This is a genomic window from Bradyrhizobium sp. SOJA106 (assembly GCF_059448745.1).
Map to the genome: position 1 here is coordinate 532,674 of NZ_CM182549.1, position 24,000 is coordinate 556,673.

At 64.4% G+C, this 24,000-nt stretch carries 20 protein-coding genes and 1 pseudogene; 8 read left to right on the plus strand and 13 right to left on the minus strand.

Annotated elements, in window-relative coordinates; genetic code table 11:
• The first annotated feature begins 142 nt into the window (after positions 1-142).
• Entirely contained in the window at positions 143-817 is a 675-nt protein-coding gene (locus AC5V87_RS02560; RefSeq protein ID WP_456841971.1) for a Crp/Fnr family transcriptional regulator, read from the plus strand.
• Positions 818-974: 157 nt separating this feature from the next.
• Here AC5V87_RS02560 and AC5V87_RS02565 read toward each other — a convergent pair whose 3' ends face one another.
• The 4 genes from AC5V87_RS02565 to AC5V87_RS02580 all read right to left on the minus strand — a co-directional run bounded on the left by AC5V87_RS02565 (position 975) and on the right by AC5V87_RS02580 (position 7,548).
• Positions 975-4,124 carry an efflux RND transporter permease subunit gene (locus AC5V87_RS02565; RefSeq protein ID WP_495369904.1) on the minus strand — a complete coding sequence of 1,050 codons (3,150 nt, stop codon included), beginning with the start codon at positions 4,122-4,124 and terminating at the stop codon, positions 975-977.
• Positions 4,124-5,053, minus strand: coding sequence for an efflux RND transporter periplasmic adaptor subunit (locus AC5V87_RS02570; RefSeq protein WP_456841973.1), 930 nt, complete (start codon positions 5,051-5,053; stop codon positions 4,124-4,126). The genes AC5V87_RS02565 and AC5V87_RS02570 overlap by 1 nt, the downstream gene beginning before the upstream one ends.
• Positions 5,054-5,211: 158 nt before the next feature.
• Positions 5,212-5,886, minus strand: a complete 675-nt coding sequence (locus AC5V87_RS02575) for an OmpA family protein (RefSeq protein ID WP_456841974.1) — start codon at positions 5,884-5,886, stop codon at positions 5,212-5,214.
• A 144-nt stretch (positions 5,887-6,030) separates the two neighbouring features.
• A complete protein-coding gene (locus AC5V87_RS02580) occupies positions 6,031-7,548 on the minus strand; it encodes a caspase family protein (protein WP_456841975.1) in 1,518 nt (505 codons plus the stop codon).
• A 384-nt stretch (positions 7,549-7,932) separates the two neighbouring features.
• Between AC5V87_RS02580 and AC5V87_RS02585 the strand changes: the two genes are divergently transcribed.
• Entirely contained in the window at positions 7,933-8,739 is an 807-nt protein-coding gene (locus AC5V87_RS02585; protein WP_495369905.1) for an N-acyl homoserine lactonase family protein, read from the plus strand.
• Between the two features lie 96 nt (positions 8,740-8,835).
• On the opposite strand, the pseudogene AC5V87_RS02590 reads toward AC5V87_RS02585, so the two are convergent.
• The 3 genes and pseudogenes from AC5V87_RS02590 to AC5V87_RS02600 all read right to left on the minus strand — a co-directional run.
• Positions 8,836-8,916, minus strand: a pseudogene (locus AC5V87_RS02590) (MarR family winged helix-turn-helix transcriptional regulator); the annotation flags it as partial.
• A gap of 422 nt (positions 8,917-9,338) precedes the next feature.
• Positions 9,339-10,064, minus strand: a complete 726-nt coding sequence (locus AC5V87_RS02595) for a class I SAM-dependent methyltransferase (RefSeq protein ID WP_456841976.1) — start codon at positions 10,062-10,064, stop codon at positions 9,339-9,341.
• A 69-nt stretch (positions 10,065-10,133) separates the two neighbouring features.
• Positions 10,134-10,676 (minus strand): MarR family winged helix-turn-helix transcriptional regulator, encoded by a 543-nt coding sequence (locus AC5V87_RS02600; protein ID WP_456841977.1) that lies wholly within the window; start codon positions 10,674-10,676, stop codon positions 10,134-10,136.
• Between the two features lie 110 nt (positions 10,677-10,786).
• Here AC5V87_RS02600 and AC5V87_RS02605 point away from each other — a divergent pair, with 110 nt between their 5' ends.
• The 5 genes from AC5V87_RS02605 to fahA all read left to right on the plus strand — a co-directional run bounded on the left by AC5V87_RS02605 (position 10,787) and on the right by fahA (position 16,348).
• A complete protein-coding gene (locus AC5V87_RS02605) occupies positions 10,787-12,406 on the plus strand; it encodes an FAD-dependent oxidoreductase (protein ID WP_495369906.1) in 1,620 nt (539 codons plus the stop codon).
• Positions 12,407-12,414: 8 nt separating this feature from the next.
• Complete coding sequence (locus AC5V87_RS02610; RefSeq protein ID WP_456841978.1) at positions 12,415-12,639, plus strand: DUF2783 domain-containing protein; 225 nt, start codon at positions 12,415-12,417, stop codon at positions 12,637-12,639.
• Between the two features lie 22 nt (positions 12,640-12,661).
• The gene (locus AC5V87_RS02615; protein ID WP_495369908.1) at positions 12,662-13,618 is read left to right on the plus strand and encodes an MBL fold metallo-hydrolase; all 957 of its coding nucleotides are present in this window, start codon (positions 12,662-12,664) and stop codon (positions 13,616-13,618) included.
• Between the two features lie 2 nt (positions 13,619-13,620).
• Positions 13,621-14,967, plus strand: a complete 1,347-nt coding sequence (gene hmgA, locus AC5V87_RS02620; protein WP_495369909.1) for a homogentisate 1,2-dioxygenase — start codon at positions 13,621-13,623, stop codon at positions 14,965-14,967.
• Between the two features lie 109 nt (positions 14,968-15,076).
• On the plus strand, positions 15,077-16,348 hold the full coding sequence (fahA, locus tag AC5V87_RS02625) for a fumarylacetoacetase (RefSeq protein ID WP_495369910.1): 1,272 nt from the start codon (positions 15,077-15,079) through the stop codon (positions 16,346-16,348).
• 134 nt (positions 16,349-16,482) lie between these two features.
• Here fahA and AC5V87_RS02630 read toward each other — a convergent pair whose 3' ends face one another.
• A complete protein-coding gene (locus AC5V87_RS02630) occupies positions 16,483-16,794 on the minus strand; it encodes a DUF1272 domain-containing protein (RefSeq protein ID WP_495369911.1) in 312 nt (103 codons plus the stop codon).
• Positions 16,795-16,867: 73 nt separating this feature from the next.
• On the minus strand, positions 16,868-17,347 hold the full coding sequence (locus AC5V87_RS02635; protein WP_495369912.1) for an Lrp/AsnC family transcriptional regulator: 480 nt from the start codon (positions 17,345-17,347) through the stop codon (positions 16,868-16,870).
• A gap of 122 nt (positions 17,348-17,469) precedes the next feature.
• Here AC5V87_RS02635 and hppD point away from each other — a divergent pair, with 122 nt between their 5' ends.
• Complete coding sequence (gene hppD, locus AC5V87_RS02640) at positions 17,470-18,588, plus strand: 4-hydroxyphenylpyruvate dioxygenase (RefSeq protein ID WP_495369913.1); 1,119 nt, start codon at positions 17,470-17,472, stop codon at positions 18,586-18,588.
• Between the two features lie 136 nt (positions 18,589-18,724).
• Here hppD and AC5V87_RS02645 read toward each other — a convergent pair whose 3' ends face one another.
• The 4 genes from AC5V87_RS02645 to AC5V87_RS02660 form a co-directional block, all read right to left on the minus strand.
• On the minus strand, positions 18,725-19,837 hold the full coding sequence (locus AC5V87_RS02645; RefSeq protein WP_495369914.1) for a CaiB/BaiF CoA transferase family protein: 1,113 nt from the start codon (positions 19,835-19,837) through the stop codon (positions 18,725-18,727).
• A gap of 226 nt (positions 19,838-20,063) precedes the next feature.
• Entirely contained in the window at positions 20,064-20,864 is an 801-nt protein-coding gene (locus AC5V87_RS02650) for an FAD binding domain-containing protein (protein WP_456841984.1), read from the minus strand.
• Positions 20,865-20,878: 14 nt separating this feature from the next.
• Positions 20,879-23,221, minus strand: coding sequence for a xanthine dehydrogenase family protein molybdopterin-binding subunit (locus AC5V87_RS02655; RefSeq protein WP_456841985.1), 2,343 nt, complete (start codon positions 23,219-23,221; stop codon positions 20,879-20,881).
• A gap of 83 nt (positions 23,222-23,304) precedes the next feature.
• Positions 23,305-23,790, minus strand: a complete 486-nt coding sequence (locus AC5V87_RS02660) for a (2Fe-2S)-binding protein (RefSeq protein ID WP_027563543.1) — start codon at positions 23,788-23,790, stop codon at positions 23,305-23,307.
• Positions 23,791-24,000 lie beyond the last annotated feature (210 nt).

The window sequence follows — 24,000 nt, forward strand, 5'->3', positions numbered from 1 at the left end:
GAAGCGGCTCCAAGCAGTCAAAAATAGTCTGGGGGAGCTGCAAAGTTATGTGACTTATGACACACTTCCCCCGCGCGGTTTTACGCGATCCTGATGTCGATGGTTCCAAGCGATTTGCCAAGAAATTCACAGGGACATTGAAATGAGCAAGCAGGCCGAATTTGCGGTCATTCTGAAGATGAATGCGATGTTCGCCGACCTCGGCACAGATGAACTCCAGCGGCTGTCCAGTCTCTGCCACACCCAGCATCTGGGCAACGGCGAGGTACTGTTCCAGAAGGGCGATCCCGGCGATGCGCTGTTCGGCGTGCGCCGCGGCCAGGTCCGCATCGAGACGGGCGCTTCCGACGGCAGCCGGCTGACGCTGAATTTCATGGGACCAGGTGATTTGTTCGGCGAGGTCGCGGTGCTGGATGGCCAGAGCCGCACGGCGGATGCGACCGCGGGCGAGGCCAGCGAATTGTTCGTGCTGCGGCGCGAGGATTTCCTCGGCTTCCTCGAGCGCGAGCCGAAGGTCGCGATCAAGATCATCGCGCTCTTATGCCAGCGCATCCGCTGGCAGAGCGAGCGCATGGAGGAATCCATGTTGCAGCCGCTGCCGGTGCGGCTGGCACGGCGGCTCTGCGCCCTAGCCGCCGATTTCGGCTCCGAGGTGCACATCTCGCAGGAGCAGCTCGGCGTCTTCGTCGGCGCCGCTCGCGAAAGCGTCAACCGCCAGCTCCAGGCCTGGCGCAAGGAAGCGATCCTCGATCTCCAGCGCGGCCGGATATTGCTGCGGAACATGACGAAGCTGACCGCGATCGCACGGAACGAGTAGCGGCAGCTAGGCTGCTTCCGGCATGTCGTGCAACGTCAGTAACTCAGATCGCGGGCAGGGGCCACGGCATATGGCCGCCCGTCGTCGCTGAATTCGGCGAGCACGGTATTGTCGTCGAGCTCTTCGACGATCGTGCGAACGTTTCCCCGCGCTAACCTCACTCCGCCGCCGGGTGCACGATGTTCTTCGCCGCTGGCGACGCTTGCACCGGTGCGGCCCCATGATGCCCGCTGGTCTCGGCGTCCTCGCTGCGCACGATCAGCCGCTTGCCGAAGCGCCAGATCAGCGCGCCGAGATCGTCCATCACCATGAACATCGCGGGCACGAACACCAGCGACAGGATGGTCGAGAAGATCAGGCCGCCGATCACCGCGAGCGCCATCGGCGAGCGGAACTCGCCGCCGGCGCCGACCGCGAGCGCACTCGGCATCATGCCGGCGGCCATCGCGATCGTGGTCATCACGATCGGACGGGCGCGCTTCATGCCGGCGTCGATCATCGCCTCGTCGCGCGGCTTGCCGCCATTGATCGCCTCGATCGCGAATTCCACCAGCATGATGGCGTTCTTGGTGACGATACCCATCAGCATCAGGATGCCGATCCAGACCGGCGTCGTCAGCTGCTTGCCGGTGACGAGCAGGGCTGCGATCGCGCCGCCGATCGACAGCGGCAGCGAGAACAAGATGGTGATCGGTTGCAGGAAAGTGCCGAACAGCAGCACCAGCACCGCATAGACCATCATCAGGCCGGCCGTGATCGCGGTGGCAAAGCCGTCGGACAGCTCGTTCAGGCTTTCGGCATCGCCCGACGGTGAGACCTTCACGCCCTTCGGCAGGCTCTTCATCACCGGCAGTTCGTAGATCTTCTTGGTGGCGTCGCCGAGCGCTGCGGAGCCGACGAGGTCGGCGGCGACGGTAGCCTGCCGCTCGCGATCGTAGCGGTTGATGCTGGTCGGGCCCTGGTCGAGCTTGACGTCGGCAATCACCGAGAGCGGCACGCCGCCCTTCTCGCCGTGCTCGCCGAGCGGCACGCGCAATTGCTCCAGCGTCTTGAGATTGCCGCGCGCGGCATCCTCGAGCTGGACGCGGATAGGCACCAGGCGATCGCCGACGTCGAACTTGGCGAGCGCGGGGCCTACGTCGCCGATGGTGGCGACGCGGATGGTCTGCGACAGGCTTTCGGTTGAGACGCCGAGGCGCGCGGCAAGGTCCGCTCGCGGCTCGATGCGCAGCTCCGGGCGTTCCAGCGCGGTCTCCGAGATCACGTTCGAGATGGTCGGAATCCGCTTCATCTGCGTCGCAAGCTCGCTTGCGACGTTGTTGACGATGTTGGCGTCGACGCCGGTCACGACCAGCGAGATCGCGCGCAGGCCGTTCTCGTCCAGGAACCAGAAACGGATATCTGGAACGTTCTCCAGCTCCTGGCTAATCGAGAATTCGAGCTCGCGCTGGGTGATGTCGCGGTCGTTCTTGGGCGTGTAGTTGATGATCAGGGCGGCGCGCCGGACTTCCTGGGTCCCGGGCGGAACGCGGCCGCCGTCGACGAAGATGCTCTTCACCTCCGGCCGCTTGCGCAGGCGCGCGACGATGTCCTCGGTGACCTTTTCGGTGTAGGCGAGCTGGGTGCCCGGCGGCAGCTCGAGGGCAAGCAGCGAGCGCGCGCTGTCCTGCGCCGGCAGGAAGCCCTGCGGCAGCAACGTGATGCTCCAGATCGAGGCGGCGAAGATGCCGAAACCGATCAGCACGGTGATGAAGTAGTGCTTCACCGACCACGACACGATGCTGTGGTAGGTCCGCAGGATGCGGCCGGGCGGCGGCTCGTCGTGCGCGTGATGCTTGAGGAAGTAGGCTGCCAGCATCGGCGTAACGAAGCGTGCCGCGAGCAGCGAGAAGAACACCTGCACCGAGACGGTGATGCCGAACTGCTTGAAGAACTGTCCTGCGATGCCCGACATGAAGCTCGCGGGCGCGAAGATCGCGATGATGGTGAGCGAGATCGCGATCACGGCGAGGCCGATCTCGTCGGCGGCTTCCAGGGCGGCACGGTAGGGCGACTTGCCCATGTTCATGTGCCGCACGATGTTCTCGATCTCGACGATGGCGTCGTCGACCAGGATACCTGTCGACAGCGTGATGGCGAGGAAGCTGACGAGGTTGAGCGAGAAGCCGAGGATGTCCATCGCCCAGAAAGCCGGGAAGATCGACAGCGGCAGCGAAATCGCGGCGATGATGGTCGCGCGCAAATCGCGCAGGAACAACAGCACGATGACGACGGCGAGGATGGCGCCCTCGAACAGGGTCGAGATCGCCGCCTCGTAATTGCCCTTGGTGAATTCGACCGAGGTGTCGATCAGCTTGAGATCGACCTCGGGATAGGCGGCCTTGAGCGCGTCGATGCGCTTCTGCACGGCGGCGGCGACCACCACGTCGCTGGCGCCCTTGGAACGCTTGATGCCGAGTGCGACCACCGGCTCGCCGTTGAAGCGGGCGAAGGTGCGGCGGTCGGCGATGGTGTCGGTGACGGTGCCGAGATCGTCGAGACGGACCTCGCCGCCGCCGAACAGCGGGATCATGGTGCCGGCGAGGTCGCTCAGCGTCTTGGCGCTGGCCAGCGTACGGATCGCCTGGTCGTTCTTGCCGATCTCGGCGCGGCCGCCGGCGACGTCGACATTGGTGCCGCGCAGGCTCTGGCTGACATTGACGGCGGTGAGCCCCATGGCCTGGAGCCGGTCGGGATCGAGCGAAACCAGGATCTCGCGCTCGACACCGCCGATGCGCTCGACCTGGGCGACGCCGCGCACGCCCTGCAGCGCGCGCTTGACCACGTCGTCGACGAAATAAGAGAGCTGCTCCGGCGTCTTGCCGGGCGCGATCGCGGCATAGGTGACGATCGGCAGCCCGATCACGTCGACGCGCTGGATCAGCGGCTCGGTGACGTTCTGGGGCAGGTTGGAGCGCACGCGCGTCACCGCGTCCTTGACGTCGTTGAGGGCGCGGTCGGTGTTGGTCTCCAGCGCGAACTGGATCGTGGTCAGCGACAGGCCGTCGGTGATCGACGAGGTGATGTGCCGCACGCCCTCGACGCCGGAGACCGCGTCTTCAATGGTCTTGGTGACCTGGGATTCGAGCTCGGCGGGCGCCGCGCCGAACTGCGAGACCGCGACCGAGATCACTGGAATGTCGGCCGAGGGCAGCCGCGTCACCGCGAGCTTGGTGAAGGAGACCCAGCCGAGGATCAGGAGGATGATCGAAAAGACCACCGACGGCAGCGGATTGCGGATCGACCATGCCGAGATATTGAGAGCCATCAGCGTACCCGCGTGCGATCGAGTTCATCGGCGAACATGGTCTTGATCTGGTCGCCGTCATGCAGCGAAGAGCCGGCGTCGGCGACGACGATCTCGCCGACGTCGAGCCCTTCCAGGATTTCCGTTGCGGTGTCGGACGACAAGCCGACCCGCACCTTGCGCGTCTCGACGATGTTGCCTTTGACCACCTGCACGGTGAGATGGTCGATCGCGGTCTTGGGGACCGCCACGCCGCAGCTCCGCTTGGCGTCGATGGAAGCGCGGGCGAACACGCCGACTTTCAGCGACGGATTGTTGGTGACGCTGATGCGGACGCGGCCGAGCTGGGTGGCACGGTCGATCTCGGGCGCAACCAGCCGGACCCGGCCGATCAGATCGGGCGCGTCGTCGCGGCTGATGCGCACCGTCGCGCCGGGGCTGAGCTTGGGCATGTGCACAGCCGGGACCTGCGCATCCAGCTCGATCTCGTTGTTGACGGCGATGCGGAACATCGGGCCGGCCTGCGGGGAAGCGGGCGCGCCGACGATGGTGCGGACCTCGGTGACGAGGCCTGGCGCGGGCGCCTTCAGCGAGATCGGTCCTTGCGGCCCGGGCCGCTGCGGCTGACCGGGAATCTGCGGCGGCGCGGTCAGGCGCGCCAGCTCCTGATTGTCGGTGACGAGAGTTCCTTCGGTGACGAAGAGGTCGGTGACCCTGGAGCCCTCCTGGTCGGCGACGACCACGGCCTCGCGGCGCGGCACGAAGAAACCGGTCACCCGCACGAGGTCGGAGAAGCAGGCATTGGTCGACTTCGTCACGATGACGAGCGCCTCGCCCGGCGTTTCCTTCGCCTCGGGACGATGCCGATGCTCGAACAGATAATAGCCGACGCCGAGCACGACGACGAACAATACGGTTCCGGCGGGTTTGAGATATTCGGAGACGTTCATCGCCGGAGTGTCCTGGCCTGGCTCACGGCCATCCGCACGAGGCCTTTGAAGAGCGTTTCCGTGAAATAAAGCGGCGCCCCGCAAGGCTGCGGGACGCGCTTCGGCAGCAAGACTTTACACCACATCACGACGGGTCATTGCAAAGGATTGCGTCGCGCTCACTTCGATGCGGTGGTCTTGTTTTCCATGTTGACGACCTGCACGCGGCGGTTGACCTCCGCCATCGGCTGGGTTGGATCCTTCAGCTTGCTCTTGCCGTAGCCGACGGTGACGAGGTCGGTCGCGGCGATGCTGTATTTTTCGACCAGATAGCGCTTGATCGAGTCCGCGCGGCGCTCCGAGAGATCCTGGTTGTAGGCCTCGCTACCGGCGGCGTCGGTGTGGCCGGCGACGACGAAGGTCGAGCCCTTCAGGTCGGGGCTGGTCAGCGCGCGCCCGAGCGCCTGCACCGAGGGCAGCGACTTGGCGCTGATATTGGCGGAGTTGTAATCGAACGTGATCTCGAGATCGATGTTCGGCTTGTCCTTGGCGACTGATGCGATTTCCTCGCGCTCGGTCGACGACAGCGAGCGCGTCGAGCGGCCGCGCACGGACTGGAGCAGCTTGGTCTCCGCCGCGCTCGGCGCGGGATCGGCCTGCGGCGCGCCGATGGAGAGGCCGCGGGTCAGCGGCTTCTTCGGCGGCGGTGCCAGCGCGCGGACGATCTCGTCCTCGGTGACGTTCTTGCTGTTGCCGTCGTCGCCGGCGAATGCGGGTGCGGCCGGCAGCGACAGCGCGGCGCCGATCGCCATGACCGACAGGATCGCGGTAAGTCCTTTTGCAGCAAATCTCATTGCCAGTCCCTCCTGCGCAGCCGACCTGCGCGGTTCCAAAATTCCTTGCAATAAGCCCCGGAAAGGCCGCTTGCGGCATCCGTTGTTTAGTCTTGCTTGGGCCGCCAAGGTTCGAGGCGTACGCTGCCCCAACTGGAAAAAATCCTAGCGTACTCCGTAGCTTGCGAATTCCTGAACGATGTTCGGATCCATCGCCTTGGCATTGGCGATGTCGAGCGCGCCTTCCTGGGCCGAGCCGTTGCGCTGCTTGGCGAGCCCCCGTCCATAGAGCGAGGAGGTCAGGCGCGGGTTGATCCGCAAGGCCGCGTCGAAATCGGCGATGGCGTTCTTGACCGCGCCCGATTTGAGGTTGACGAGCCCTCGGCTGTCCAGCGCATCGACGAAGTTCGGTCGCAGCCGCAGCGCCTCGTTGCAATCCTTCAACGCGCCCTGGAGATCGCCGACGACGGTGCGGGTCCAGCAGCGGTTGTTCAGCGCCTCGACGTCCTTCGCGTTGATCCGCAGCGTGTCGTCGAAATCCTTGATGGCGAGGTTGTAGGCGCCCTTGCTGGCATAGACCTGGCCGCGCCGGTACAGCGCGTTCACGTCATCCGGATTGGCCGCGATCTTGGCGGTCAGGCCCTTGATGGTGGGGTCCTCAGCCAAAGCGGCCGCGTTCGGTCCGCTATCCGCGTTCGGGGCCGGGGTTGTCTCGGCCGGCTTCACCGGAGGCGGCGGCGGGGGCAGGGCGGCCTCGACCTGCGGCTTCGGCGAGGGGGCCGGTGCGGGCGCGGGTGGAGGCGCAGGCGCAGGTGCTGCAACCGTGTCGGCCGGCTTAGGCGGCGGAGGTGGTGCGGGCGGCGCCGGCGGCGGGTTGTTGGCGACGACGGGCGGCGCGGGCGTTGGAGCCGTTGTCGGACGCGAGCCACCCGCTCCCGGAATGAACGAAAAATCTTCGGCCAGGGAAGAGGATATCCACGGCACCTGCTCGCCGCGCGAGGCGCGGGTGACACCCATCTTGGTGCGGTTCAGCGTCTCCTCGGCCATCAGGTCGGGGACGCGGATCTCCTTGAGCAGTTCCTGCACGAACAGGCTGTGGTCGCCGCCGGCGTCCGACACCACCGAAGCCAGCGCCGCCGAATACATCACCAGCGTGCCGTTCGGCGCGATCACCGGGGTGAGGCCGGCCGAGAAGCTGCGGAACCGGCGCTCGAACGGATTGCGCCTGGAAGCATCGACCAGCGCGATCTTGACGCCGGCGCCGCGGGTATGGAGCTCACCGAGCACGGTCTCGAGGCTGAAACCGTCGCGGCGCACGTCGGATTCGGTCCAGATCTGCGCGTCGACCGGCAGCATGTAGCTTTGGCGCGCCGACTGGATGCCGAAGCCGCTGAAGAACACCAGCGCCACCGAACCGGGCTTGATCTTGCCATAGAGCTTGTCGAACGCGCGGCGCATGCCGTCGCCGGTCAGGTTCTCGCCGATGTCAACGGAAAAGCCGTCGCGCTTGAGCTCGTCGGCGAGCTCGCGCGCGTCGTTGATCGGTTCCTTCAGCGGAGCATCCGCATCCGGATATTTGGCATTGCCGATGACCAGCGCATAGCGGTCGCCGGCGGCCAGGGACGGCGCAGCCGGGACAAGCGACATGAGGAGGGGCAGAAGAACGAGAAAGCGAATTTTCATAATCAGCGCGGTCCAGCCAAAAAGGCGCCGTTCCCAGCGTGCGCCGCGGCGACCTTAACTTACGCTCCAGGCATTATCAAACCCGGGAAGGGGGGCGTCAACCGCTTGGAGATTCGGCGTAATCGCGACGATTGATCGCAACGAATGGGCGCGCCGGGAGGAGAATGAACGGGCTGTCATGATTGCGGCTCGATGCGTTCGGTTCGACACTTGCGGCAGCATGTTTAGGGCAGCCGGGTCGAATGAGAATGTGATTGGTCTCACGTCGCCGGCTCACATGGCAGGCTCGCTGTCACTGCAGCCTCCAGCGTTTGACCTTTGTTGCGGACAATGGCTTGGTGCGCCCGATCGTCCCGCAAGATCCAACTCCAGAAAAGCAAGACCATGGGAAACGCCTACGAAATCTACGCGCTGCGCTATGCGACGATGTCGCCGCGCACCCCCCACATGAACTTCCTGGCCCCGGATCCGCATGACACCGCGGCGCAGGACCTCGACTATTTCGTCTGGCTGATCCGAGGGCAGGGCTGCGACATCCTGGTCGATACCGGCTTCAATGCCGAGGAGGCGAGCGCGCGAGCGCGCAAGCTGACACTGAATCCGGTGGACGCGCTGGAGCGCTTCGGTGTCGCTGCGTCGGCTATTGGCGACATCATCGTGACGCATCTGCATTACGACCATGCCGGCAATCTCGACCGCTTCCCGAACGCGCGCTTCCATCTTCAGGAGCGCGAGATGGCCTACGCGACAGGCCGCTGCATGTGCAATGGCCTGCTGCGACATCCGTTCACGGTCGAGCACGTCACGCAGATGGTGCGCCATGTCTACGGCGAGCGCGTCACGTTCTATTCCGGCGACGGTGAGGTCGCGCCCGGCATCACCGTGCATCGTGTCGGCGGCCATTCGGACGGTTTGCAGGTGGTCAAGGTCGAGACCGCGCGCGGGCCGGTGGTGCTGGCGTCCGACGCCGCGCATTACTACGCCAATCTCCAGCGCAGGAGCCCATTCCCGATCGTCTACAATGTCGGCGACATGGCGGCGGGCTGGGAGACGATCGAGCGTCTCGCCGGACATCCTGACAGATTCATTCCCGGTCACGATCCGATCGTGACGGAAATCTACCCGCGCGCCAGCGACAAGGTCGATGCCTGGGCGCTGCATTTGCCGCCGACAAGATCGTTTGCGAAGTGACGCGATAGCGTCATTCCGGGGCGCGCATAGCGCGAACCCGGAATCTCGAGATTCCGGGTTCGCCGCTATCGCGGTGCCCCGGAGTGACAGCGACGGCTAATACGCCTGCTTGGCGTCCGCCTCTTTGCTGGTCTGGATCAGATCGAGGCTCGCTTCGAACTCGCCGAGCAGAGCCGAGCGCGCTCTTGCGGCTGAGATCAGGCGGGCCTGAAGTCCGCTGCGTTCCTGGAAGCAGCGCGCAGAAGAGCTCCCGGAGGTCCGAGTCAGGCCAGTGACGTCGCGGGGCTCATCCACTATGAACAGGACCGCCAATAGAGGCGCCTGACGGGGTAAACAAAGTGGCTTAAAACCTTGGCGTGATGAACAATACAAGAACAATACAAAATGAGAAGAATTGCGCTTGGCAATGTATGCCATTGAGCCTGCACCAGGGTATCGATGCATGACAATTGCCGGCCACTATTCGGACGAGGACGCCGAGTGGTTTTATCACTTCCGAGCCGGCGGATATGACGACATTCGTTACGTCTATATATTCGCTAGAAGCCAATCTCATCGAGAACAAGTCCGACGCGCCCTGAACGGGCGTAGATATGGTGTCAGCGAGTGCCGGCAGGATCGCCGCAAGCAACGATATCGCGCGGAGATTTTCGCGCCGCTAGCTCCGGCGGAGAGAATATCACCAAATATCCTGTGTCCCCGGTGAGTTGATATGCGGCGACCTCGCGATAGCCGACGGCCGTTAATTCGCAGCGCAAGAGGTCGATTGGCGTGCCATGCTTCGATGTCGGAAGCTCGAGATCCACAATTGCGACCCGCGCACCCTGCTTCAGGGCGGGCGCAAGATTGTAGAGGAAGGCATAGGGCTGGGCGATCTCGTGATACATATGCACGAGGATTGCGGCATCCAGCGAGGAGGCGGGCAGGCGCGGGTCGTGTGGTTCGCCGAGCGCGAATTGCACGTTCGTCAACTTCAGAAGTTCTGTTCGCCTTGCCAGTTCAATCAGGTAATCCCGCGTGACGTCCTGGGCAATGACAGAGCCGGCGGGTCCGACGAGGCGCGAGAGCCTGACCGTGTGGTAGCCGCTGCCTGCTCCGATGTCGCCGACCGTCATTCCCGGTTTCAGTTCAAGAGCGCGTGCGATCTGACCGGCCTCATTGAGGGCGTCGCGGCGCTCTTCGGCGGCGCGGCGTGGGCTGACGATCCGTGCAACGGCGCGCTGCGGTGAGGGAAACTCGTTTGCAGCGACGCCGGGGGGAGCCAGATAACCTATATCAGCGGCGTATGCGCCAGTTGCGGCAAATGCCACAAGTAGCGCCGCCATATAAGCTAGTGCCGTCACGAGCCTACCAAGCCTTCTCAGTCCGTCTAGGCGTCTGCGCCTCTATGCGCTCTAATAGGCCTGCTTCGCGTCGGCCTCCTCGCTAGTCTGGATCAGATCGAGACTCGCCTCGATCTTGCCGAGCAGGGCCGAGAGCTGCTTGCGCTCCTGGGCGGAAAGGCAGGCGAGGATCTCGTCTTCCCGTCGCAAGAGTTGCGGGAACAGCTCTTCGTACAGCGCGCGGCCCTTCTTCGTCAGTTGCAGGCGGAATTCGCGGCGGTCGGCTTCGTTCTCGACGCGCTCGATCAGCTGCGCATTGAGCAGCGTGGTCACCGCGCGGCTGATGGTGGATTTGTGCGTGCGGGTGCATTGCGAAATGTACTGGGCGCTGCAGGCCTCGTTGCGGAAGCCGAGCGTGGCGATCACGCGCCAGGCCGGAATGTCGAGGCCGTGACGTTCCTGATATTCGACCGCGAGCGCAGCACTGACTTCCGCCGCAAGCCGGTTGAGGCGGAACGGCACGAACTTGAACAGATCGAGGCGCGCCTTCGGCCGCGGCGAAGCCTCATCGCCTTGCCGCGTCTTCAGCGCGATGTCGCTGGATGTCCTCGCCAAGGAGAGCGCTCCGAATTCCAGTTGACGGCCGGCCGGCTCCGGTCCAAAATAGTTGCACGTGAGACTATCTAGCAGATCAGTCCTCTTCTGACCAGAGCCGAGGTTAGCGCATGGCGCAGGCCAATCCGCAAAAGGCCAAAACCCAGTTCGGCTATCGCCGCCACCCCGATCAGGATCGCCCCGGCTCTAGCCCGGCGGAGCATCCGGTGGTGATCGTCGGCGCCGGCCCGGTGGGGCTGTCGCTGGCGATCGACCTTGCCCAGCGCGGCCAGCGCGTCGTCCTTCTGGACGATGCCGACCGCATCGGCGAAGGCTCGCGCGCGATCTGCTTCTCGAAGCGTTCGCTGGAATATTGGGACCGGCTCGGCGTCGGCGACCGTATGGTCGACAAGGGCGTAGTCTGGAGCGTCGGCCGCATCTTCCACGGCGAGTCCCAGCTCTATCAGTTCAACCTGCTGCCCGAGGATGGCCACAAGCGGCCCGCCTTCATCAACCTCCAGCAATATTACGCCGAGGCCTATCTGGTCGACCGCGTCAGTGATCTGCCTGCGATCGACCTGCGCTGGCGCAACAAGGTGACGGCGCTGGAGAGCCGCAACGATTCCGTGGCGCTGACAATCGACACGCCGGAGGGTGCCTATCGCCTGCACGCGCAATACGTCATCGCCTGCGACGGGGCACGCTCCTCGCTGCGGCAGATGGTCGGCGCCGAGTTTGCCGGACAGGTGTTCGAGGACCAGTTCCTGATCGCCGATGTCAAGATGACGGCGGAATTCCCCACCGAACGCTGGTTCTGGTTCGATCCGCCGTTCCACGCCGGGCGCTCGGCGCTGCTGCACCGGCAGCCCGACGATGTCTGGCGCATCGACCTCCAGCTCAACCGCTACGCCGATCCCGTAGTCGAGAAGAAGCCGGAGAACGTTCGGCCGCGGATCGCGCGCATGCTCGGCCACGACAAATTCGAGTTCGAGTGGATCTCGCTCTACAAATTCCAATGCCGCCGGATGGACCGCTTCATCCATGGCCGCGTGATCTTTGCCGGCGACTCCGCGCATCAGGTCTCGCCGTTCGGCGCTCGCGGCGCGAACTCGGGACTCGAGGACGCCGAGAATCTCTCCTGGAAGCTCGACCGCGTGCTGCGTGGGACTTCGCCAGCGAGCCTGCTTGAGAGCTACCATATCGAGCGGAGCTTCGCGGCCGACGAGAACATCCGCGAATCGACCCGCTCGACCGATTTCATGGCGCCGAACTCGCACCAGGAAGCGCGGCTGCGCAAGGCGGTGCTGTCGCTCGCCAAGGAGACCGAGTTCGGCAAGCGCATGGTTAATGGCGGCCGCCTTTCGGTGCCGTGCAGCTATGACTCGCCGCTGTCATCGCCTGATGCAGATGCATGGCGCGGTGGCCCCTCTCCCGGCTGTTCCATGCTCGACGCCCCTGTTGCCGGCGAGCAGGCCTATCTGACCGATGCGTTCCGCAAAGGTGGAACGGATTTCACCTTGCTGTCGTTCAGCAATGGCGCAGCGATCGACGCGCCGGAAGGCCTGAAGGATATCCGCGTCGGTGGCACGGGCGGGCTGGCCGATTCCCAGGGCCTGGTCGCAAAGCGCTACGATGCCGAGCCGGGCGCAGCCTATCTGCTCAGGCCAGATGGCTATGTCGCGGCGCGCTTCCGCCATCCGACGCGCGAGGCGATTGCGGCGGCGCTGTCGCGCGCCACCGGCGTCAATTGAGGTTTCCCATGCCGCTTTCGACCAGCTCGAACTTCGCACGGCCTGACGACGCCTTTCGCGCCATCGTCGATGCGCATCGCGGCCTCACTGAGGAGCAGAGCGCCGATTTCGACGCGGCGCTGGTGCTGATCCTCGCCAATCATATCGGCGACATCGACGTGCTGCGCGAGGCGATCGGGCTGGCGAAGCGCCGCATGATCGACGGCCAGCAGCAACAACAGCAACAACAATAACCACTGACTTGAGGATGACCTGATGGCGAAGAACTTCGCATCCACCGGCGATCTCTCCGAGAAGAAGATCACCTTCTCCGAGATCGGCACCGATCTCTACGCCTTCACCGCCGAAGGCGATCCGAACACCGCTGTTATCGTCGGCGATGACAGTTGCCTCGTGTTCGACGCGCAAGCGACGCCTGCGATGGCGAACAAGGTGATCGAGCGCGTCAAAGCCGTCGCCGACAAGCCGATCAAATATGTCGTGCTGTCGCATTATCACGCCGTGCGCGTGCTCGGCGCCTCCGCCTACAAGGCGCAAGGGATCGTGGCCTCGCAGGAGACGCATCGGCTGATCGCGGAGCGCGGCCAGCAGGACTGGGATTCCGAATACGGCCGCTTCCCGCGCCTGTTCCAGGATGCTGCCAGCATTCCTGGCCTGACCTGGCCGACGCTGACCTTCGAAGGCGAGATGTCGATCTATCTCGGCAAGCGCGAAGTGCGACTGATGCAGTTAGGGGCCGGCCACACCTCCGGCGACATCGTCGCCTGGGTGCCGGATGCCGAGGTGATGTTCTCCGGCGATCTGATCGAATATCACTCGGCTTGCTATTGCGGCGATGCGCATTTGCGCGAATGGCCACTGACACTGAACGAGATCCGCAACTTCAATCCCAAGGCGATCGCGCCGGGCCGCGGCGATGCGCTGAAGGGCGTTGGCACGGTGCGCGAGGCCATCGCGATGACGCGCGATTTCGTCACCTCGCTCTATGGCGCGGCCGAAATCTCCGTCGCCAAGGGTCGCACGCTGAAGGAATCGATGGCGGCGACGCGCGAGGTGATGGACCCGAAGTTTTCCAGCTTCGCCATCTACGAGCACTGCCTGCCGTTCAACGTGTCGCGTGCCTACGACGAAGCGTCGGGGATCGACGATCCCGTGATCTGGACCGACAAGCGCGACCAGGAAATGTGGGCCGCCCTGCAAGGAGGAGGATAGTCATGAACATCAATACCTCGCCTGATCAGATCGTCCGCAGCTCGGCCCAGGTGACGCCGGGCTATATGTCGGGCTTCGGCAACTCTTTTGAGACCGAGGCGCTGCCGGGCGCGCTGCCGATCGGGCGCAACTCGCCGCAGCGCTGCGCCTACGGCCTCTATGCCGAGCAGCTCTCCGGCTCGCCCTTCACCGCGCCGCGCGGCACCAATGAGCGCTCCTGGCTCTATCGCATCCAGCCTTCGGTGAAGCATTCCGGGCGATTCGAGAAAGTCGACGCCGGGCTGTGGCGGTCGGCGCCATGTCATGAGTACGATCTGCCGATCGCGCAGCTGCGCTGGGATCCGACGCCGCTGCCGAAGGAGGAGGTAACCTTCCTCCAGGGCGTGCAGACCATGACCACCGCTGGCGACGTCAATACCCAGGCCGGCATGGCCGCGCATGTCTATCTCATCACCAAGTCGATGGTGGACCAGCACTTCTACAACGCCGACGGCGAATTGCTGTTCGTGCTCCAGCAGGGCAATCTGCGCCTCGTCACCGAGTTCGGCCGCATCGATGCCGAGCCCGGTGAGATCATCGTGATCCCACGCGGCGTCAAGTTCCGCGTGGAGATTCCGAATGGTCCGGCGCGCGGCTATCTCTGCGAGAACTACGGCGGCGCCTTTACGCTGCCGGAGCGCGGACCGATCGGTGCGAATTGCCTCGCCAATGCGCGCGACTTCCTGACGCCGGTCGCGAACTACGAGGACAAGGACACGCCGACCGAGCTCTACGTGAAATGGGGCGGCTCGCTGTTCAAGACGACCCTGCCGCATTCACCGATCGACGTCGTCGCCTGGCACGGCAATTACGCGCCCTACAAATACGATCTGCGCGCGTTCTCGCCGGTCGGCGCGATCAGCTTCGACCACCCTGATCCCTCGATCTTCACGGTGCTGACTTCGCCGTCGGAGACAGCGGGCACCGCGAATATCGATTTCGTGATCTTCCCCGAGCGCTGGATGGTCGCCGACAACACTTTCCGTCCGCCCTGGTACCACATGAACATCATGAGCGAGTTCATGGGCCTGATCTACGGCGTCTACGACGCCAAGCCACAGGGGTTCGTGCCGGGCGGCATCTCCTTGCACAATTGCATGCTGCCGCACGGCCCCGATCGCGATGCCTTCGAGCACGCCAGCAACAGTGAGCTGAAGCCGGTCAAGCTGACCGGCACGATGGCCTTCATGTTCGAGACCCGCTACCCGCAGCGCGTCACGGCGCATGCCGCAAAATCGTCGACGCTCCAGGACGATTACGCGGATTGCTGGAAGGGCCTGGAGAAGCGGTTCGACCCGAACAAGCCGTGAGTTTTGTTGTTCGTCATCGCCGGGCTTGACCCGGCGATCCATCCTCCCCTGAAAGGATGGATGCCCGGGTCAAGCCCGGGCATGACGATTTTTCGATTGGAGAATTCTCGTGACCCACCCCAACGATCCCAGTCTCCGCTCCTTCATCGAAATCGACCCTTCTTCCGACTTCCCGATCCAGAACCTGCCCTATGGCGTGTTCTCGACCGCGGCCAATCCGACGCCGCGCGTCGGCGTCGCCATCGGCAACTACGTGCTCGATCTCTGGGAACTCGAGCAGGATTCGCGGCTCGATGTCGGCCCGCTCGGCGTGTTCTCCGGACCCTCGCTCAATCCCTTCATGGCGCTGGGGCCGAAAGTCTGGACCGGGACGAGGGCGCGGATCAGCGAGCTCTTGCGTCACGATAACCCGCAGCTGCGCGACAATCAGGAGCTGCGCAGCCGCGCGCTGGTGCCGATGCAGGCCGCGAAGCTGCATCTGCCGTTCACGGTCTCGGGCTACACCGACTTCTATTCGTCGAAGGAGCACGCCACCAATGTCGGTGTGATGTTCCGCGGCAAGGACAATGCGCTTCAGCCGAACTGGCTGCACATGCCGATCGCCTATAACGGCCGGGCCTCGACGGTGGTGGTCTCCGGCACAAGAGTGAAGCGTCCGCGCGGTCAGTTGAAGCCGCCGAATGTGGAGGTGCCGAGCTTTGCGCCCTGCAAGCGGCTCGATTTCGAGCTGGAGATCGGCGTCGTCGTCGGCCAGCCCTCACCGATGGGCGGCATGCTGACCGAGAGCCAAGCCGAGGAGATGATCTTCGGTTTCGTGCTACTGAACGACTGGAGCGCGCGCGACATCCAACAATGGGAATATGTGCCGCTCGGCCCGTTCCTGGCAAAGGCCTTCGCAACTTCGATCAGCCCGTGGGTGGTGACGCGCGAGGCGCTGGAGCCGTTCCGCGTGAGAGGGCCGGAGCAGGCGCCGGTGCCGCTGGATTATCTCAAGCAGGCGAAGCCGCAGAACTACGATGTCGAGCTCGATGTCTCCTTGCGCGCTGCGGGTGCCAACGCGTCTGCCAGCATCAGCCGCACCAATTTCAAATACATGTACTGGTCCTCGGTGCAGCAGTTGATGCACCACGCCTCAAGCGGCTGCGCCATGAATGTCGGCGATCTCTTGGGCAGCGGCACCATCTCCGGGCCCGAGAAGAACCAGCGCGGGAGTCTCTTGGAGATCAGCTGGAACGGCACCGAGCCGGTCGAACTGCCCGGCGGCGCCAAGCGCTCGTTTCTTGAGGACGGCGATAGCCTTGTCATGCGCGGCTGGTGCCAGGGCAACGGCTATCGCGTCGGATTCGGCGAGGTCGAGGGGACGATCTTGGCGGCGGAGTGATTGCTGGGACATTGAGGCGACGCTCCGTCCTCGTTCTGCGTCATTGCGAGCGCAGCGAAGCAATCCAGAAGTTTTCCGCGGCGGCAGTCTGGATTGCTTCGTCGCAAGGGCTCCTCGCATGACGTGGAGAGAGCCTATCGTTTCTCCGGCGGCACGTCCCGCACCCGCGCGCAATGCACCGCGACGTCCTCCACGCTGTACTTCAAATGCACCCGCTTGTCGGACGGCGCCTGCTTGCTCGTGCACACGCCCGGTCGCCATTCCTGCGTCGGCCTGATCGGCCGCGGGGCAAAGCCGCCGCCGCAGTTCGGGCAAACGTTGGAGAGTTTTGTCTCGACGCAGTCCGCACAGAACGTGCATTCATAGGAGCAGATCCGCGCATCCGTTGCATCGGGTGGCAGGTCGCGGTCGCAATATTCGCAGTTCGGTCGAAGCTGGAGCGCCATGGCTGAATCTCCCGGATTGACCGGGATCATCGCAGATCGCGCGCGCAGCGCGAATGCCGTAGTTCCCTCGATTTCAGCCGGGTTTGATCTCCTTGAGCGGCAGCTTTGAGCTTTCCTTGAGCCGGTCGAGCACGATGGAGGAGCGCACATGCGCGACGCTCTGATGCGGCATCAGTACGTCGTTGACGAGGTTGGAAAGGCCCTTGAGATCGCGCAGCACGGCCTTGAGCACGTAGTCGGCGTCTCCCGTCAGCGAATAAGCTTCCTGGATCTCGTCAATGCGGTTCACCAGCGCGCGGAAGCGTTTTGAATTGTCCGGCGAGTGGGTCGCGAGCCCCACCTGGATGAAGGCGATCACGCCAAAGCCGAGCGCCTCGCTGGAGAGGTCGGCGTGATAGCCCGCGATCACCTTCTCCTCCTCCAGCCGCATCCGCCGCCGCGAGCATTGCGAGGCCGAGAGGCCTGCGAAATCCGCCAGCTCCTGGTTGGTGAGGCGGCCGTCGTCCTGGAGTGCGGTCAGGATCTTGAGATCGAAGGCGTCCACGGAAATCATGCGTCATCTGTCCATTTCGTGCACGGATCGTGCACAAGGTAGCCAAAACGCATCTCGATTGCACGCCTATTGCGCGCCCGATGAAGGATAGTTCCTGTCCAGCAGCCATTTGGGAGAGCGCCATGGGTCCGTTTCCGCACGATGCACCGCCGGCCACTATTACCGCCGACAATCCGATGGGCAGCGATGGATTCGAGTTCGTCGAATACGCCCATCCCAATCCGAAAGAGCTGCATGCTTTGTTCAAGCTGATGGGCTATGCGCCCGTCGCGCGCCACAAGACCAAGAAGATCACGGTCTATCGCCAGGGCGACATCAACTATCTCGTCAACGAGGAGCCCGGCACTCACGGTTACGAGTTCGTCGCCGCCCACGGCCCCTGTGCGCCGTCGATGGCGTTTCGCGTCGTCGATGCCAAGGCGGCCTATGAGCGCGCGATTGCACTCGGTGCCGAGCCCGCCGACGCGTCTTCGGCGCAGAAGACGCTCGACGTGCCCGCGATCAAGGGCATTGGCGGCAGCCTGCTTTATCTGGTCGATCGCTACGGCGCCAAGGGCTCGGCCTATGATGCCGAGTTCGAATGGCTCGGTGCGCGCGATCCGCGGCCGCATGGCGCCGGCCTGTTCTATCTCGACCACCTCACCCACAACGTCCATCGCGGCCGCATGGACGTCTGGGCCGGCTTCTACGAAAGACTGTTCAACTTCCGCCAGATCCGCTTCTTCGACATCGAGGGCCGCGCTTCGGGCCTGTTCTCGCGCGCGCTGACCAGCCCGGACGGCAAGATCCGGATTCCGATCAACGAGGACGCCGGCGATTCCGGGCAGATCGAGGAATATCTAAAGACCTATCGCGGCGAGGGCATCCAGCACATCGCCTGCGGCTGCCATGACATCTACCGCACCATCGAGGGCCTGCGCGAAGCCGGCCTGCCCTTCATGCCGTCGCCGCCCGACACGTATTTCGAGAAGATCGATGCGCGCCTGCCCAAGCACGGCGAGGATGTCGCCCGATTGCAGCGGAACGGCATCCTGATCGACGGCGAGGGCGTGGTTGACGGCGGCCAGACCAAGGTGCTGCTCCAGATCTTCTCGGCGAATGCTATCGGACCGATCTTCTTCGAGTTCATCCAGCGCAAGGGGGACGACGGCTTTGGCGAGGGCAATTTCAAGGCCCTGTTCGAGTCGATCGAGGAGGATCAGATCCGGCGCGGGGTGCTGAAGGTGGATACGGCGGCGTAAAGGACGCTGCTGCTACACGCACACTGCCGTAGGGTGGGCAAAGCGAAGCGTGCCCACCACTTCTATCGGTATTTTGAAGAGAGCGTGGGCACGGCGCTATGCGCCTTTGCCCACCCTACGGATTTGTGCGCTGGGGCTACTTCCCAGTCTGCCACGCCTTCACCACTGCTCCAATCTCCGCCGCCTCCGGCTCACGAACCGCCGACGGCGTGCGTGAGAACCGCGGCGCGGGCGCGGGCTGCTTCACGCCATGGCGCTCGATGAAGACCTCGCGGGCGACCATGTGCGGGTGCTGTGTCGCCTCCGACATGGTCAGCACGGGCGCGAAGCAGATGTCGGTGCCTTCCATGATCTTGCACCAGTCCTCGCGCGTCTTGCTCTTGAACACGGCCTTCAGCTTCTCCTTCAGCGCCGGCCAGGCCTTGCGGTCCATCTGCGCGTCGAAATCTGCGTCAGTCAGGCCCGCGTGCTCGCGCAGCAGCGCGTAGAACTGCGGCTCGATCGAGCCGATCGAGATGAAGTGGCCGCAGGCGCACTCGTAGACCCCGTAGAAATGTGCGCCGCCATCGAGGAAATTCTGGTTGCGGCCTTCGGTCCAGCGGCCGAGCGTCGTCATGTCGAAGAAGAACGACATCAGCGAGGCCGCCCCGTCGCACATCGCGGCATCGACCACCTGGCCCTTGCCGGACTTCTGCGCCTCCAGCAGCGCCGCGAGCACGCCGACGACGAGATAGAGCGCGCCGCCGCCGAAATCGCCGACGAGGTTCAGCGGCGGCACCGGCGCTTCCTTGGTGCCGATCGCGGCGAGCGCGCCGGTGATGGAGATGTAGTTGATGTCATGGCCGGCGGCATTCGCGAGCGGGCCTTCCTGGCCCCAGCCGGTCATGCGGCCGTAGACCAGTTTCGGGTTGCGCGCGAGCACCACGTCGGGGCCGAGCCCAAGCCGCTCCATCACGCCGGGACGAAAGCCCTCGACCAGCGCATCGGCGCCGGCGAGCAGGTCGAGCACCTGCTCGATTGCCGCCTTGTCCTTGAGGTCGAGCTCGATCACCTTGCGGCCGCGGCCCGCCACCGATTTCATGCTCTTCTTGGCGCCGACGCGATCGAGCGTGACGACATCGGCGCCCATGTCGGCCAGCATCATGCAGGCGAACGGGCCGGGCCCGATGCCGGCGAATTCGACGATGCGGAAGCCCGAGAGAGGGCCGGAGGTGCGGACGGATGAGTTTTGGGCGGGTTTATCGAGCACGTTGTTGTTTCCTCGGTCGCAGGCAAATGCCGCTGGTCCGGCAAGCGCCTCTGACGTTGCTCTTGGGGGCGAGTTAATTGGCTGATTAACTTTTCTCGCCTTCACGCCAGCGAGGCAAGCGCTTTTCACGCATGGGCGCATAATAAAAGCGGCGCGCATTTCTGCGCGCCGCGGAAAAATTGTGTCGAGGCGCTAGAGCATGACGTGCTGTCGCGCTCTTGCTCGATCAGCCCGCCGCAGTCACCGCGCGCTGCGCCATCACCTTGACGAGGTTGGCGCGGTACTCCGCCGAGCCGTGGATGTCGGCCAATAGTCCGCTCGCGGGAATGCTGACATTGTCGAGCGCCGAGGGCGACCAATTCGCCTTCAGCGCGGCTTCGATGGCGCCGACCCGCATCACGCCGCTTTGCGAGGCGCCGGTCGCGGCGACGCGGATCTCGCCCGACTTGGTCTGCGCGACGAAGACGGCAGTGAGCGCGAAGCGCGAGGCCGGATGCCGCATCTTGGCGTAACCCGCTTTTGCCGGGATCGGGAACGACACGGCGGTGATGAGCTCGCCGTCCTCCAGCGCCGTCGTGAACAGACCCTGGAAGAAGTCCTCCGCCGCAATCGACCGCTTGTTGGTCTTCACGGTGGCGCCAAGCGCGAGCAATGCGGCGGGGTAATCCGCTGCGGGATCGTTATTGGCGATCGACCCGCCGATCGTGCCGCGATAGCGCACGGCGGGATCGCCGATCAGCGATGCCAGATAGGCAAGCGCGGGGATCGCCGTCTTCGCCGCCTCGCTGGTCGCAACGTCATAATGCGGCGTGGCTGCCTTGATGGTCAGCGTGTCGCCCGAAGCCTCGACGCCGATCATGTCCTTGATCTTGGCGACGTCGATCACGTCGGAGGGGCCGGCGAGGCGCTGCTTCATCACCGGCAGCAGCGTCTGGCCGCCAGCGAGGAACTTTGCCTCGCTGCTCTTGCCGAACAGGCTGGCCGCCTCGTCGACCGAGGAAGCGCGATGATAGGTGGTCTGGTACATGTTCGTTCCTCCCCTTAAGCCGCGTGGATCGTGCGCCACACCCGGTCCGGGGTTGCGGGCATTTCCAGATTGTTCTTGCCGATCGCATCCGTGATCGCGTTGATCACGGCCGCTGACGCGCCGATCGCGCCGGCCTCACCGCAACCCTTGATGCCCAGCGGATTGCCCGGGCACAGCGTCGTGGTGTGGGAGAGATTGAACGAAGGCAGATCGTCGGCGCGCGGCATGGAGTAATCCATAAACGAGGCCGTGACCGGCTGGCCGTTGGCATCGTAGATGGCGTGCTCGAGCAGCGCCTGGCCGATGCCTTGCGCGAGCCCGCCATGGACCTGGCCCTCGACAATCATCGGGTTGATCAGCCGGCCGAAATCGTCGGCCGCGACGAAGTTGACGAAGGAGGTCTTGCCGGTGCCGGGATCGACCTCGAGCTCGCAGATATAGGCGCCGGCCGGGAAGGTGAAGTTGGTCGGATCGTAAAAGGCGCTCTCCTTCAGGCCCGGCTCCATCCCGTCGGGCAGGTTGTGCGCGGTGTAGGCCGCGAGCGCGACCATCGGGAAGGCGATCGCCTTGTCGGTGCCGGTCACCTTGAACTCGCCGTTCTCGATGACGATGTCGGCTTCCGACGCTTCCAGCGCATGCGCCGCGATCTTCTTGGCCTTGGATTCCATCTTCTCCATGGCCTTCAGGATCGCGGTGAGACCGACGGCCGCCGAGCGCGAGCCGTAGGTGCCCATGCCGAACTGCACCTTGTCGGTGTCGCCATGCACGATCGAGACTTGGCTGATGGGAACGCCGAGGCGGTCGGCGACGAGCTGGCAGAACGTGGTCTCGTGACCCTGGCCATGGCTGTGCGAGCCCGTGAGGATCTCGATGGTGCCGACCGGGTTGACGCGGACTTCCGCGGACTCCCACAGGCCGACGCCGGCGCCCAGGCTGCCGACGGCCTTGGACGGCGCGATGCCGCAGGCTTCGATGTAGCAGGAGACGCCGATGCCGCGCAGCTTGCCGTCGGCTTTCGCCTTGGCCTTGCGCGCGGGGAAGCCGGCATAGTCGATCGCCTTCATGGCCGCGTCGAGCGAGGCATTAAAGTCGCCGGTGTCATAGGCCATGATCACAGGCGTCTGGTGCGGGAACTGGGTGATGAAGTTGGTCCGGCGCAGCGCGGCCGGATCGACATTCAGCTGCCGTGCCGCTGTCTCCATCAGCCGCTCGATCAGATAGCTCGCCTCGGGACGGCCCGCGCCGCGATAGGCATCGACCGGCGTGGTGTTGGTGTAGACGCCGATCACCTCGGCATGGATCGCCGGGATGTTGTACTGGCCCGACAGCAGCGTCGCGTAGAGATAGGTCGGCACTGACGAGGAGAACAGCGACATATAGGCGCCGAAATTGGCGTAGGTCTTCACCTTCAGGCCGATGATCTTATTGTTGGCGTCGAAAGCCATCTCGGCATGGGTGACATGGTCGCGGCCATGCGCGTCGGTGAGGAAGGCCTCGGTGCGGTCGCCGGTCCATTTGACGGGGCGGCCGACCTTCTTGGAGGCCCACAGCGCCACCATCTCTTCGGGATAGATGAAGATTTTCGAGCCGAAGCCGCCGCCGACGTCGGGGGCGATCACGCGCAGCTTGTGCTCGGGGGCGATGTTGTAGAACGCCGACAGCACGAGCCGGGCGACGTGCGGGTTCTGCGACGTCGTATAGAGAGTGAAGTGCTCTTCCGCGGCGTCATAGTCGGCGATCGCCGCGCGCGGCTCCATCGCGTTCGGGGCGAGGCGGTTGTTGGTGACGTCGAGCTTCACCACGTTGGCGGCCTTGGCGAAGGCGGCGTTCACCGCGCCCTCGTCGCCGATCACCCAGTCATAGACCTGGTTGCCGGGAGCTTCGGGGTGAAGCTGCGGCGCGCCGGCTTTGATGGCCGACTGCATGTCGGCGACGGCCGGCAGCTCTTCATAATCCACGACCACGGATTCGGCCGCATCGCGCGCGAGATTCTTGCTCTCGGCGATCACGACCGCGACGGCCTGCCCGACGAAGCGCACCGTCTCCGGCGCCATCGCCGGCCATGCGCCCATCTTCATTGGGCTGCCGTCCTTGGAGGTGATGGCCCAGCCGCAGATGAGATTGCCGACCTTGTCATCGACCAGTTGCTGTCCGGTGAGCACCGCGACCACGCCCGGCATCTTCAGCGCGGCGGAGGGGTCGATCCCCTTCACCTTGGCGTGCGCGTGCGGGCTTCTGATGAAATGGGCATGGGTCATGCCCGTCAGCTTGATATCGTCGACGTAGCGGCCCTTGCCGGTAATGAAACGCTTGTCTTCCTTGCGCACGACGCGCGCGCCGATGCCTTCAACACCCATGTCTGGTCCTCCCGACCGGAATTGTTTCGACTGCGCTTTCCCTCGAAAGCAGCAGTGGTGGTTCTTTATTCGAGGCGGGCCGCTTACTCGGCCGCCTGCGAGACCTTCATGCGTCCGGCTGCATCCAGCACGGCCTTGACGATGTTGTGGTAGCCGGTGCAGCGGCAGATATTGCCCTCGAGCTCCTGGCGGACGGTGGCTTCGTCGAGCTGGCCGCCATGGCGGTGCACGATGTCGATCGCCGACATGATCATGCCCGGCGTGCAATAGCCGCACTGCAGGCCGTGATTGTCGCGGAAAGCCGCCTGCATCGGGTGCAGCTCGTCGCCCTTGGCGATGCCTTCGATGGTGGTGACGTTGGCGCCGTCAGCCTGGCCCGCCAGCATGGTGCAGGACTTCACCGCCCGGCCGTCCATGTGGACCACGCAGGCGCCGCACTGGCTGGTGTCGCAGCCGACATGGGTTCCCGTGAGATTGAGGTGATCGCGCAGCAGGTGAACCAGCAGCGTACGATCCTCGACGTCAACAGCGACGGCCTTGCCGTTCACCGTCAGTTTGACTGTAGACACGGTTGTAGTCCTCCCGGGATGATTTTGATTGTTTCTAATTAGAGACAGCGGCGTTCGGACTTTGCAACTGGGATTTTGGTCGCCCCGGTCATGGAAAAGTCATCGATCCCGCCGTGGACGCAACGACTTGTGCGGGCGGGTTGGGGATTCGGCGGCCGGACCGGCCGGCCGTGGGATGCCAGCCGCCATCCCACCCGGTCGGCCTCTGGC